The following is a 13,395-nucleotide window of genomic DNA, read 5'->3' as shown; positions in this document are numbered from 1 at the left end:
TTCGCACTCAGCTCCTGCACACAGGGCCGTGCCAGCGCTCATCGGAAATCGGAAACGCCCAACCTCGCTCTACGAAACTGTTCACCCGGTAACGCGGACCACGTCGCTACTGCTCGGACCAGCAGGTGCTCGAGGGAACGCAAGGTCTCAGCAAGCCAGGATGCGTTGGAACACGACCACGGTGATGCCTCGTCGGAAGATCCTGCCGAGGTGTCCCGCCGAGCACGATGCTGACGGAACACTGCGGTACTGCCACCACGGAAAGGCATCCGATGCCACAGTCGCAATGCACTAGATCGACACCTCCATGCTCGATCTCGGAACCACTTGCCCCCTCCGCGTCGTTCCGGGCCCGGACCTTGCTACCAGGACCGATGATCGATGCAGGGCTGTGCGACGAACGCAGGCGCTACGTGGGGACTGGGGCGAAGGCTGCGGCCGTCCCAACACGCGATCTCATCATGGCCCGAGGGCCCGGATGTCTCAATGAGGCCGAGGACGGCATCGGCTCCAGCACAGTCACTTCGCGAGTTCGGGACATTATTCGCGATTCACCGACGCCAGCTGTCTCCTGCGCGATGGTCGCGCAGGCGCTGTTCGTGAGCGAATCCCACCTTCGCCGACTTCTGGCGGCGGAGGGAAACTCGTTTCGCCGCATTCGTGACGAGCACAGGACTGGATTAGCTCTCGAGGCACTACAGAGTGGTCGACCCCTCGAGGTGTTGTCCAACGAACTAGGATTTTCAGATAAGCGAGCGTTCCGACGGGCCTTTCGTCGGTGGACGGGGGACAGCCCGACATCGATGCGTGCGTTGATGTCCAACGAAAGGTGCAGTCAGGCAAAATGTGCGTGCTGGTTTACCTAATATGAAGTATCGGCGTGTGGAAGTAATTGGCGGAAGGGTACTTTCAATTCTTTCAGTCTGCCGTCCTTGATCTGAGCGTTACGGTTCGGTCCAGCCCACGCGCCACGCACTCGCCAACGACTGCACTACCGCGCGCCGCTGAGTCTTGTCGAGCGACCATGAATGATTCATGATTTTGGTCAGAGGGCGTCGTCCGGTCCCGCGCAGAAGCCGAGTCGATCATCAGCAGCGTCGACACGTATCCCTTATGGCGGCTCGACCTCGATCAATCACCGCATCACTAACCTCGCCCTCTCTCCCCACGCGATCGAGGAGCGCTGTTCCCGGTCGGCGCACTTCGAGGAACATGAAATTTAGGTGGGCGTTAGGCGTATCGGTCTCGATGTAGGCCCGGACCCGCCGCCGTGCTGCGGACATCGTTTCGTCGTCTCTGCCCGGTGACCGTCGGAACGCTGCGCCGAAAGGACGGCAGCCGGCTTCGAAGGCCAATTGCCGGACCGCTAAAGCCTTCCGGCTTCGGAGGTGGCGTCGTTCTCTCCTGAAGCTGCGTCCCGCGATGGTCACGGTGCGCGCCGAAATTCTCCATCCTCGGCTGCGGTGACGACGCCTGCCGTTACGAGTCGTTCGAGGTGCAGTTGTGCGGTGCGCCGTTCGACGGCATCGACATACGGAGCCTTGACGTGCGGGCGGTATACGAGGCGGTGGGCCACGATATCGTCGATTGTCCGTGGCTCGCCGAGGAACTCGAGGAGTCGGTCCTCGCGGCGGAAGGTCTTGTCACGGTAGATGGTCAGTCGTTTACGAAACTCGTCGCTGCCCATGATCACGCCCTTGTGGTGGAAGGTGCCGTACCAGCGGGCGCCGATGGTCGCCGCGTGGTCGATCGACGCCAGGAAATCGTCAATGCTGCTGCCGAGGTCGCCGTACATCGGGCCGAACGACGTGAGATCGATATCGGCGACGTAGAGGAAACCGTCGGGCTCGATGAGAACGCCAGAATGTCCGGGGGTGTGGCCCGGTAGGTGGATGACCGTCGCGGTGCGGTCCCCGAGATCGAAGACGTGACCGTCGCCCACCTCGGCCACGCGTTCGTGGGTTGGAGGTATGCCGTACTCCTGGGTAATCACCCGCTCGACTTCGAGGCGCTCGGCGGGACCGAGTCCGTATTGCGTCAGCATCGTCTCGAGGGAGGCGACCGACGGCGCGTCGAGGTGGTGCGCGAAGGTCGGTGCGTCGAAGTGGCGCAGCCCCGCAAAGTGGTCTTCGTGGCCGTGACTGATCAGGACGAGGTCCGCGCCGACGGGGTCGCGGTCGAGTGCCAGCGAGGGGTCGATCACGAGTGTGCCTTCGGATCCGCGGACCACCACGGTGTTTCCGTACGGAACGACCCCACCATTGTCGGGGACGAGGACCGAGACTTTGCCGTAAGCCTGTGCGTTGAACATCTCCCAGTTCCCTTTCCGGCGACGATCGCGATGTCCGTGCGCCTCTGGCGGCCCAGGTCGGTACTGTCAGCATGTCCGGTCACGCAACATGTCCGGTCACGGAAGATCCGGTGGCGAGTGCCAGCTGAGTGCACCGTACAGAGATTCGGCATTTATAACAATAAATGCTATTTAATTTTTGTGACAGTGCAGGCGATCGGCTTCGTCAGTGGGCTGGCCAGGCGCTCGGTTACCAACGCGACCCTGGCGACCCGTCACGAGTTCACCCGCGGCGCGGGGAATTGTGCGGCGCAGGAGGCGTCAGGACCACGAAGAGGTGAAGCGCAGGGGTGTGGGCGCGACGATCGAGGAGATGGTGCGGACGCTTCGCCACGTTGGGCCGGTGGCCGGGCTCAGCGGGCGCCGACGATGCGCAGCGCCATGTCGGCGTAGCGGTGGGCGATGTCTTCCGGGCTCCAGAGGTTGTCGTCGCGGTACCACCGGGCGATGTCGATGCCCAGCGAGAGTAGGGCCACACTGGCCATGCGCGGGTCGGGTGTGTCGAAGACGCGGTCTGTGACGCCGCGTGTGACGAGCTCGAGGATCTCCCCGTCGATGCTGGGCGGAGGTCGCGGATTTCGGCGTAGTGCTCGGGAGTGAGCGCGGCCAGCTCGTAGTTCACGATCCGTGCGCTGGTGTGTCCGCGAGCGTGGTGGACGGCGAAGTCGTGGACCACCGTGCGGAGTGCGGCGGCGGGGATCGTCCGAGGACGCGATCCCCGCCCGTACCAGCTGCAGCGTGTTCTCGTGGCGCCGGTCCGGGATATCAGGTAGAGCAGTTCCTCTTTGGACTTGTGGTGCACATAGAGCGCGGCGGAGCTCATCCCGGCGGCGGCGGTGGCGATGTCGCGTGTGGCGGTGCCGTGAAAACCCTTCTCCGCGAAAGCGGCTGTAGCCGCGTCTAGTAGGCGGGCGCGGGTGGCGTCGGCGCGGGGGAGGTCGGAGGTGTCGGTCATCGCGGATCCATTATCTCGTCTCGCTCGGAGATGAATACCACTGGGTGCAGGTGTGAGCTAGTTCAATTCAGCGCACTGCGCTACTTCGCGCTCGACGGCGCCGACCATGTGAGCCATCGCGCGTCGCGTCGACCGCCACGATGCCGAGCGTTGTATCGCGTGGGTCGACTGCGCTATTCGTCCTCCACTTCGATGTAGGTTCGGCGAGGACAGCCGCCGGTCCAGGTCGACAGCACTGCGCACCGTGTGCGACTTCGGTGTACCGCGGGTACTACGCCACGGTCGGGGACTGGATTCGATGGGCACCTTTCGACGCAACTGCCGCGACCGGAAGATCGGCCATGGTGCGCAGTCCCGGCATCGCATCGACGATCGCCGTGACCGCGTTGGACGCGACCGCGACCGTCGACTGCAGGCTGTCGAGCCCACGTGGCGCGAGGAACTCGAGAGTCTGCTCCTCGCCCTCGATGAGCCACCGGTCGCCGGGGACGACCGGATCACCGTCTTCGAAGAAGCCGAAATGGATGGCAACCTCGATGACGGGTTCGCCGTCTCGAATCCCCCGGGCGGCATGGCGGACCGCTGCAATAGTTCCTGGCGCCACAATGATGTGGTCACCGATCCGATCACTGTCGGTGAGAAAAGCCGGTGCCGGATTATCGACCTCGATCGTGTCCAGCACCCACCCCAGGCCCGATGCCAACGCGGCGACACTTTCGGTGAACCCGACATGGCCGATGACCCGCCCCTCGTCCTGGGCCTGAGCGAACTCCAGCTCGGTCAAGCCGATGCCGAACTTCCCAAGAATGTGGCCGTAATGCACCATCTGGGTGGCCCGCTCGATGTGCACGCTCTCGACGCGCTGAGTCAAGCTGCTGAGCAGCAACGGCAGGGTGTCCATCAGCATCCCCGGATTACAGCCGGTACCGACCACGCTGCGGCCGTTGACGCGGGCCACCTCGTCGACCCGCGCAGAGAACTCCGGATGAGCATGCGCCGGGTACCCCAATTCCTCACATATCGACACGACGTTGTAGCCATGCGAAAGCAACTCTGTGATCAGCGGCTCGATCGGCTCGACGAAGGATGTGGTCGCGACGAACGCCACATCCGCCCTCGGCAATGCGTCGATAGAGCCGACCACGACGCCCTGACGCCCATCCACGCCAAGTACCGCACCGACGTCGCGGCCATGCATGGCAGGCTGAATGTCCAGCGCGCCCACGACGACGCAGTCATCGCGTCGGCACAGCGTCCGACCGACGTCGACGCCAACACTGCCGAGTCCCACGAGGACAACTGATGTAGTGCGCATAATTTCTCCCGAATCTGTACGAGCCCAGCCGATCCGACGCGTCGCGTCACCGGGATCGGCAGGTCTTTAGCGTTGTGGCCGTGGGCCGGTGTCGCCCACAGCACGTTTGCGGGCACACCCGCGTGAATCTCTGATATGGATCTGATTGCTCGACATTTCAATTGTCGTCTAATTTGGCGGAAGCTTCGCCAGTACTGCGAGCGCCTGGTCGCCGTATCCGGCGGCGACGCCATCCGCCAGATTCTTCGTCAGCGCTCCGATCAGAACCGATCGGCTGCCGGCCGAGTCGAAAGCCTCCATGAACTTTTCAAATCCCTCGAGGTAGGTCCGCAGTGCGGCCTGATCAGTCTCGAAGTCACCGGCCTGGATCGCCCGAGCCGACTCGGCTATGCCGCTCTCGACAACGCCGAGTACCGTGTCGGTCACATCACCCAGCTTGTCGAGCGCGACGCCTTCGGACTGAACGAAGGCGATCGCCTCGATATACGCGGTGATGGCGCCGACGCAGAACCCACCCAATGCGGCGATGGTCGCCGCTGCGCCGCCAAGCTTCTCGCTGACCAGGCTGGATCGACCACCCAGCTTGACCAGCGTGTCCTCCAACTCGTTATAGATCTCCGACGATCCCGAGAAGACCAGGGCCCCATTCGCCGCGCCGATGTCCTGTGGGTACCCGGCGATGGCGCCGGCAAGATAACGCCCACCGCGCGAGGTGACCATCTCGCCCAGGCCGGCCATTTCGCCCGGCGTGCCGGTTACCAGGTTCACGACCGTCCTTCCCACCAGATCCACCCCCGCAAATGCGGCCTCGACGTTGGCGCTGGTAAGCAGCACGACGATTGTCACATCGGAGGAGGCCACCGCGTCGGCGACCGTGTCCACGGCGGTGATGCCCTCCAACTCAGCCAACACCTGCGCCTTCTCCGCAGTCCGGTTCCAGACGGTCACCGCGCAACCGGATTCCGCCAACACCCGGGCGATCGCGGCACCCATCAGCCCAGTTCCGAGTACCGCCACCGTGCGGGCAGCCGAGTCAGCCATGCATTCTCCTCCAGTTGGAAGTGTCTCCGGGTCAGTTGGTGCCGGGAGCTAAGTGCGGCCCGACGGACGCTTCTTCCTCATCCAGGCCCAGGTGGCCGGACAGCTCGCCGTAGTCGTACTGCCACAGGCCACCGGACATAGCCGGGTATTGCGAGCGGAAGCCCAGCAGTCGCTGCGCATGTGGCGTCATGGTCTTGACCAGATCCATGTCGACCATGAAGGGGTAGGCCTCCTCACCGACGAAGCAGCTCGAGTTGAAGGCAAATGCGACGGCGCGACGGTAGACGTCCGCGGTCTGGTTGGCGCCGCCGCTGTGGGCGGTCTTGCCGCTGATCAGCAGGGCATCGCCGGAATTCATGACGGCCGGGAGGGTGTCCTCGTGCTTACCGCGGTCCTCGAAGTCCGGCCAGTGGTTGCTACCCGGAATGACGCGGGTTGCACCGTTTTCCTCGGTGAAGTCGGTGAATGCGATCAGGAAGTTGATCGTGCCTTCCGGCCCCTTTCGGCCGAGCTCGAACAGCGGCCAGTAGTTCTCCAGGTCGCGGTGCATAGGCTGCAAGGGATTACCCGGGCCGATCTCGATGACCTGGGCGGCAGTCATCCAGTAGGAGCCGGTCTTCTCCAAGAAGGTGCGATCGGCGATCTCCTTCACCAGCGAATCGTTGATGACCTCGTTGCGGAAGGTCGCGCTGTGAGTCACCAGGTTGGTGAGACGCTTGGTGTTGACGCCGTGAAACGCCTGCATCATCTCGTTGTCATGCGTGGTTCCCGGATTCAAAGCCTGCATGGCCGGCTCGATCTCGCCATTGACACGCGCAACCTGATCCTGCGTGAATAGGCCCTGGATGACCACACCACCGTCACGTTCCATGATCTCGATGATCTCGGCAGCGGGGGTGCTGCGAGGTACGGAGACCAGCGTTTGAGTACTCGTCATGTTCAACCTCTTCAAGTTGTTCAAATGATTAATCACGCGACCTAATCGTAGGATCGCCTGGAGTGCGCGGTCAAGATTTTGAGTGACATCGGTCTCGATTTACCTCTAATAAGACTCCTGTCACACCCCGAGGTGTGCGGTGACCTAGGCCCGCCGAAGTTGATACGGTGACAACGTGTCCGAGCCCCTGCCGTCGCCCGCCACTCGGTGGAGTTCGCCTCTAATTGCGTTCTGGCAGAGCCGTTTTCTGCGGTGAGTGACATGACAAGAAACGTCGACAGGTGTGTCGGTGCGGGGTGGTGCACCAGTCGGGCCGCATAAGCGGGCGGCGACGATGCTGTCGACGAGAGCGAGAACTTCCTCGCCGCGGTGAGTTTGCGATGGGAAATCGGCAGGTCGGTATCGAGGCAGGAGGCGTTCCGGTCGGGTCCGGTCGCTGCGGAGGATCATCCCCAGATGTGAAAAGCAGCTCCGACGATCGACATCCACAATCCTGAGATTCCTGGCTCGGACGTTTCCGGTACACAGGGAAGGCTCAGGCAGTACACGGAACAGCGACCTCTACCCGGCATCGAGTTGGGCGTAGGAATTGGTGAACGACGCAGCGTCTTCCTTCAGCAAGAAGATCGGGTCGGCCATCGTTCCCTCGTGACCCACGAATCCGGTACCGGGCGGGCAGGTCGAGTAGCCCAGCAGCTTCTGAATATCCTCGTCGAATGTCTTGGCAATCTCCGGCGGGTACGTGAGGAAAGCGTTCTCCTCCTGACGCAGAAATCCGAGATCCAAACCCATGGTGAAGCCGATCCGGCTGCTGTCTGAGTTGTTGGTTCCGCCGCCATGGTAAGTACCGCCCACCCAGATCAACGCCGACCCCGCGGCCATCTCCGTCGGCAACGCTTCCTCGATCTTCGGTGCCCGGGTGTCGTCCCACCGATGACTGCCCGGAACCACCATCGTTCCTCCGTTTTCTGCGGTGAAATCGGTGATGGCAACCATCAACTGGACACGGGCCTGGTTGTAACCTTCGTGGTGGCGCCATTGCCACACGCTGTCATCCCGATGCAGCGGCTGCGCACCCTCGCCGGGGTGGATATCGATGATCGAAGTGACCCCGATCTGGTAGTTCGGCACCATCTCGACCCGGTCTTCACCCAAGCAGACCGGACGGGCGCGCTCGAGGTAGTGCGCAGCTACGCCGTTGTAGATCGGGTGACGCGCAGCCGTGGCGGCATGCTTGGTGTGCTTGAAAACGCCATACAGACGTTTGGTACGTTGCCCGGAGAAATCGTCCTGGCCCCAGGCCGCCGACTCCAGCGCGGCATCGATCTCCACCCGAGTCTCGTTCAGCGTTTCGCCGTCAAAATAGTCCCGGATGATGACGCCGCCATCACGCTCGATATGCGCGATCACCTCTTCCAGGGGGGCGCTTGCTTCCAGGGTAGTCAAACCAGCCACGATGGCTCCTTCATCAGATGTGCGTTCGGACGCATTGTTTCTTTCAACTGACTCGTATTAGTTTCAGCCACTCGTCTATTCAGAACTGAGAACCTCCAGGGCGCCGTCGGCGTACTGCTGCCGAAGCAGCTTCTTGTCGAACTTGCCGACACTGGTCTTCGGAACCTCGTCGAGGTAGACCCAGCTGTCGGGCAACTGCCATCTGGGGAGACGCCCACTCAGATGGTCGCGGAGCACCATCGGATCACGCCCCACTCCTTCCTCGAGGACGACCACCGCACATGGCCTTTCGTCCCACTTTCGATCGGGAATACCGAACACGGCCGCCTCTGAAACGTGCGGATGTGCCATCAGGTCGTTTTCCAGCTCGACGGACGAGATCCATTCGCCGCCGGACTTGATGACGTCCTTGGCGCGATCCACCAGCGTCAGATACCCGTCCGGTGACACGCGACCGACGTCGCCGGTCCGCAGCCAATCACCGTCGAAGCTCCCGGCGTACCGTTGCCGCTCCGCGTCATCGCGCGCGTAGTATGCCGCGGTGACCCACGGACCCCGCACCTGAAGCTCACCCAGTGAAACGCCGTCGTTGGCGACAACTTCGCCCGCGTCGTTCTTGAGCCGGTAGTCGACGAGCGGCGCGAATTGCCCCTGCGTCGCGCGATAGGCCCACGGATCGTCACCGGAATGCCCGGCAGGCAGTGCCGCGGTGGCAGACACCGCCGACGTCTCGGTCATACCCCATCCCTGGATCATCGTGACACCGAGCTCGCCCTCATAGGCCTGCAACAATGACAACGGTGCGGCCGATCCGCCGACGAACACCCGTTGCAGGTGTGTGAGGTCCTGCGGTGCGCGTGCGAGGGTCTGCAGTATGCCGGTATAGATCGCCGGCACGGCCGCGGCCACGGTCGGGCGTTCGGCCGCCAGCATCTCCAGCAGCGGTTCGGGTTGCAGGAAGCGATCGGGCATGAGTAACGACGCGCCCGACATCATCGACGCATACGGCAAGCTCCAGGCGTTGACGTGGAACATGGGCACGATCACCAGGCAGGTGTCCCGGGTACTCAATCCCATCCCCATGGACGTGGTGACGTGCAGCGCGTGCAGGTAGAGCGAACGGTGCGAGTAGACAACGCCCTTCGGATCTCCGGTGGTCCCGGACGTGTAACACATGGCGGCAGCTGATCGCTCGTCGATATCCGGCCAGCAGTAGGTTTCCGATTGGCCTGCGAGTAACTCGTCGTAATCATGCACCGTGACGTGTTGGGGCGCCTGGAAACGCTCGGCGGGGGCGCCTACCACGACGACGTGCCGCACCGTCGTCATTATCGTCAACGCCTGCTCGAACGCCGACACCAGCGAACCATCGACGATCACAACCTGATCTTCGGCATGGTTTGCCACGTAGCCCACTTGACTGGGCGAGAGCCGGATATTCAGAGGGTGCACCACCGCACCCATCGCAGGCACCGCCGCATACACTTCGAGGTGCTCGCTGTTGTTCCACATGAAGGTGGCCACCCGGTCCGACCGCTGGATGCCGAGGCCTTGTAAGGCATTGGCCAACTGTGCCATTCGGGGAGCCATCTCGCCGTAGGTTCGGCGCCGACAGCCGCTACCGGTCCAGGTCGACACTACTGCTGCGCTGTGCGCGGTGGTGGCATAGCGCAACAACCGTGCGAGCGACAGCGGTCCGTCATTCATTGTGCTGCGCATGATCTCGCCCTTCGAATTCGGTGCTCGTGGGCTCTGCGACGCTGTCGTGCATTTCGCCGCGACCGCCGCATCCGTCCATCGCCTACCGAGGACTCACCCACGACATCTACTGATCGTTTGCCCAAGTCGTGTGATTAGGGACACTATGCCGCTCAGGGCGACATTGTCAATGCCGGCGATCGCCCAGATTTGGCTCGTTTACACCCGACCTGCGACAACGGCAAGAAATGTCCACTGTGGTATTGACCACGGCCGACCGTGCTGCAATGCTCTGGAGGTCGGTTGACCTAATCGGTTGCACATCGTTCGGCACCTGCCGTCGCCGATTCGCTGTACCGACCCGGAGCCCCCGCAGGCCTCCCTTCACCTACGCGACGTCAGTCGCGAAACCTTCCAGGAGTAATCGCATGGTCGATACTGCATCACCGCATGGCAACGAGCATCCACATCAATCGGGGGTCGAAGATCTCGACACCGGTCATCTCGGGCGGGTACCTCTGGTGTCGTTGTCCCTTGCCTCGTTCATTCCGGCGGTCGGCATGGCGCTCGTACCGCTTCTGATGTTCGAGACCGCCGGCACCGCGGCATGGCCGTCCGCCCTACTGGGTGCGCTTGCGGTGATCTTCGTCGGGCTGTCCGTGATCACCTTTGCTCGCCGCTTTGTCAGCACCGGCTCGCTGTACAGCTATATTGCCGAGGTCTTCGGACCATGGGCCCGATATCTCACCGCAGCAGCACTCTTCGTCGGGTTCGTCCTGCAGGTGGGGGGTGTCGGTGCGGTCTTCGGCATCTTTACCGGTAGCTTCCTCATCTCGCGGGGATTCGAGAACGCTCTCGATTTTGGTCCGCAATCGGCGCTCATTCTCGCCGCGATCGTTATCGGCGCCATCGTCGCAATTCGCGGACTGGACACGTCGGTGCGGGTTGCGGTCGGACTCGCTGCGCTGTCGATTCCACTCGTACTCCTCATCACCACCGCGAGTGCCGTACATACCGGGCTCGACCTGTCCCAGCAGTTCGACTTCGACAACATCAGCGTCAGCGGGACCTTGCAGGGCGTGGCCGCCGGCACCACGTTCCTCATCGGCTTCGAAAGTTGCACGGCATTGGCCGCCGAAACACGGGATGCTCGACGCAATATTCCACTCGCGGTGATGTCCGTGCCCGTGGTGTTGGGTGTCCTGTACTTGCTCTGCACCATCTTGCAAGTGCCCGGGCTCATCGCCGCTTCGTCCGATCTCGAGGCCGGAATGTCGGCGCCGGCAGCGTTGGCACTCAATGCCGGGCTCGGGTCCGCGGTCGCCATGGCAACCGACCTGGTACTCGCCATAGCATGCTTCGCCGCGCTCATCGGGTTCATCAACTACGGCGCCCGGTTCGTCATGACACTGGGAATCGACAAGCTGCTTCCCGAACGAATCAGCTCGGTACACAACACATTCCGAACCCCGCACGTGGCGATCAGCGTCCTGTCGGTACTCGGGTTCGCAGCCATCGCAGCCGTCATGGCCGTCACGGGAACCGTGACAGAGGCCTACTACGCCAGCGCACCACTGATCGTGTACGCCTGGGTCGCCCCGTACGTCCTCATCACCGTCGGTGCCATCGTTCTGATGCTCCGCACCAAGACGAAACGACCCCTCGTCCTCGTGTGCTCCGCACTCGGCGGCCTCACGATGGCCTGGGTCTACTTCAACGGGGTGATCAATCCCCCGGCATCACCGGGCGATGCGATGTCATGGGTGATCATCGTTGTGATCGCACTCGTACTGGCGGTCTTCGCGATGTCCGGTCGGCGACGACGCTTGACCCCCTCCACGCCCGCCCCCATCCGCGGCGAGGAGGAAATCGCCCTCTGACGCGCTGACCACCTGAACCGGCCCTCGCGATCCGCGATCCACAATTGGGACGGTTAGACGGGAATCGCTCATCCCTCGCACAAGTGGCGACGGATGAGCGATTCCCGGTGCGGGCACACCGCACAATGCGTCCTCTCCCGGGCTTTTCAGCCGGCTGCCGTCGCCTGCGGGATTCGGTGCGCGTCCGCCAGGCGTTCCAGGGATTCGGCGATGACATCGACTGTTGTGTCACGCATGACCGGATCGGTGTAGGTCAACCACTGCGGAATCAGACCATCTGCCACCGAGGCGATCGTTCGAGCCAGAACCCCGACCAAGTTGACGTCGTCGTCGGGCCTCAAACCCTCACGCAGCAAGCTTTCGAGCATGTCGAGATAAAGCTGATACACCCGTTTCGCCAGATCACTGTCCTGCCTGCGGACCCAGAAGAACAATTCCAACTGGGCCTGCGCGTAGGTGTCGCTCTTTTCGATCCATGCTTTGATCTGGCGCAGAAGCCCAGCCGCTGCCCGGCCGAGTCCTGAGCCTTCGCGTACGTGAAAACCTTCACGGATCTGTGACGCGGACATGTCCTCATAGATGGCGAGGAACAGCTCTTCTTTCGTGTGAAAGCAGTAATGCAAGCTCGCGAGCGGTGCCTTCGCGCGTTCGGCGATGCGGCGGGTGGTCGCCCCATGTACACCGCGTTCGGCGATGATCTGCACCGCCGCGGTGATGAAGTCCCCTCGACGTTGCCCGGCTGGCAGACGTTCCATCTTCGCTCCTCGCTTATCCCATGAATTCGGTAGCCACCAGCCTACCCGATACTAGATCTTATGACTTGGTCATTGCGGCGACACGGGGACAGACCAATGTCGATCCACCCGACAACCTCTTCAAGCACCACGGTCGACCAGCCGAGTATGTTGTTGTTCGCGGCGACAGAATCAGCTGGTTCACGCATCCCCGCTCAGAGACAGCACGTTTCGAGGTGCAACACGGGGCTCGTGAGATTCACTGGTAGTTGCTACAAGTCTTCTCTGCTGGATTGCAGGCCCGAGGTCTTGTGTGATGATCGTCTGCATAGAGGCGGTGGGAGAATTCGCGCGCGGCGGGCGGCTCAGCTCGTCCCGCTTCTCGCGGAGCCGTGGTGTGACTTCCATTCGATGAAATCCGGGAGAATCGTCCGGAATTCGTCGTGCTCGGTGCCGAAAATGATGCACGTCACGGCGGATGTCCGGCGATAGTCGTCTCTGCGGATTTCGATTCGGAATCGCCTTTTGTGAGATCCGATCCTGCCCGAAGTATGAGCAGAGACAACCGACGTCCCCATCAAGCAGACACCTTCCGGGGTTGCTGCAGTCGATATCACCCTTGACGATCTTGCCGGTCGCCCCCTTCGGAAGTTGGTCGACGAACCGGACGATGCCTGGAATCATGTACGCGGAGAGCCTTTCCGGCTCCATGCGGTGACGTCCGCCTTGGCGAGATCGGAGCCGGGTCGGCGCCACGACCGCCATGACCTCGTCGCCGTAGTGGTCGTCGGGAACGCCGATGACGACCGCCAATGATATCGGGGTCGCTGGTAGAGGATCTCCCTCGACCTCACCGGGGTAAACGTTAGCCGCCTCGAATGATCAGGTCCTCGAGCCGGTCGACGATGCGCAGGTCGTTGTCGGTGTCGAACTCGCCGAGGCCCTCGGTGCGGAACCAGCCGTCGGTGGTGATGGCGGCGGGTCCGCCACCAGGTCCGAGTGCAGAGCCGGTGCCAGAGGCTGATCAGCG

11 protein-coding genes and 1 pseudogene are annotated in these 13,395 nt (G+C 62.5%); 2 read left to right on the top strand and 10 right to left on the bottom strand.

Features of this window, described 5'->3' with window-relative positions; genetic code table 11:
• Positions 1–227 precede the first annotated feature (227 nt).
• A complete protein-coding gene (locus JQT59_RS37975; RefSeq protein WP_349307001.1) occupies positions 228–866 on the top strand; it encodes a helix-turn-helix domain-containing protein in 639 nt (212 codons plus the stop codon).
• Between the two features lie 560 nt (positions 867–1,426).
• On the opposite strand, the gene JQT59_RS05785 is transcribed toward JQT59_RS37975, so the two are convergent.
• The 8 genes and pseudogenes from JQT59_RS05785 to JQT59_RS05755 all read right to left on the bottom strand — a co-directional run bounded on the left by JQT59_RS05785 (position 1,427) and on the right by JQT59_RS05755 (position 9,772).
• Positions 1,427–2,311 (bottom strand): MBL fold metallo-hydrolase, encoded by an 885-nt coding sequence (locus JQT59_RS05785; protein ID WP_213575289.1) that lies wholly within the window; start codon positions 2,309–2,311, stop codon positions 1,427–1,429.
• Positions 2,312–2,703: 392 nt separating this feature from the next.
• Positions 2,704–2,895, bottom strand: a complete 192-nt coding sequence (locus JQT59_RS36730; RefSeq protein ID WP_249354543.1) for a TetR-type transcription factor C-terminal domain-containing protein — start codon at positions 2,893–2,895, stop codon at positions 2,704–2,706.
• Positions 2,896–3,182: 287 nt separating this feature from the next.
• Positions 3,183–3,305 (bottom strand): annotated as a pseudogene (locus JQT59_RS36725) (TetR family transcriptional regulator); the annotation flags it as partial.
• Positions 3,306–3,576: 271 nt separating this feature from the next.
• A complete protein-coding gene (locus JQT59_RS05775; protein ID WP_213575287.1) occupies positions 3,577–4,620 on the bottom strand; it encodes a dihydrodipicolinate reductase in 1,044 nt (347 codons plus the stop codon).
• 168 nt (positions 4,621–4,788) lie between these two features.
• Positions 4,789–5,661, bottom strand: a complete 873-nt coding sequence (locus JQT59_RS05770) for an NAD(P)-dependent oxidoreductase (protein WP_283254047.1) — start codon at positions 5,659–5,661, stop codon at positions 4,789–4,791.
• Between the two features lie 31 nt (positions 5,662–5,692).
• Positions 5,693–6,532 (bottom strand): phytanoyl-CoA dioxygenase family protein, encoded by an 840-nt coding sequence (locus JQT59_RS05765; RefSeq protein ID WP_349307000.1) that lies wholly within the window; start codon positions 6,530–6,532, stop codon positions 5,693–5,695.
• Between the two features lie 627 nt (positions 6,533–7,159).
• Entirely contained in the window at positions 7,160–8,053 is an 894-nt protein-coding gene (locus JQT59_RS05760; RefSeq protein ID WP_249354160.1) for a phytanoyl-CoA dioxygenase family protein, read from the bottom strand.
• Positions 8,054–8,128: 75 nt separating this feature from the next.
• A complete protein-coding gene (locus JQT59_RS05755) occupies positions 8,129–9,772 on the bottom strand; it encodes a fatty acid--CoA ligase (RefSeq protein ID WP_213575282.1) in 1,644 nt (547 codons plus the stop codon).
• 407 nt (positions 9,773–10,179) lie between these two features.
• On the opposite strand from JQT59_RS05755, the gene JQT59_RS05750 reads away from it, so the two are divergent.
• Entirely contained in the window at positions 10,180–11,631 is a 1,452-nt protein-coding gene (locus JQT59_RS05750) for an APC family permease (RefSeq protein WP_213575280.1), read from the top strand.
• 146 nt (positions 11,632–11,777) lie between these two features.
• On the opposite strand, the gene JQT59_RS05745 is transcribed toward JQT59_RS05750, so the two are convergent.
• Positions 11,778–12,386, bottom strand: coding sequence for a TetR/AcrR family transcriptional regulator (locus JQT59_RS05745; protein WP_213575278.1), 609 nt, complete (start codon positions 12,384–12,386; stop codon positions 11,778–11,780).
• A 180-nt stretch (positions 12,387–12,566) separates the two neighbouring features.
• Positions 12,567–13,178, bottom strand: a complete 612-nt coding sequence (locus JQT59_RS05740; RefSeq protein WP_249354157.1) for an AMP-binding enzyme — start codon at positions 13,176–13,178, stop codon at positions 12,567–12,569.
• Positions 13,179–13,395: the final 217 nt, after the last annotated feature.

This window comes from Rhodococcus sp. USK13 (assembly GCF_018343855.1).
GTDB lineage: Bacteria > Actinomycetota > Actinomycetes > Mycobacteriales > Mycobacteriaceae > Rhodococcus_F > Rhodococcus_F oxybenzonivorans.
This window is presented reverse-complemented; position numbering and strand designations above follow the sequence as displayed.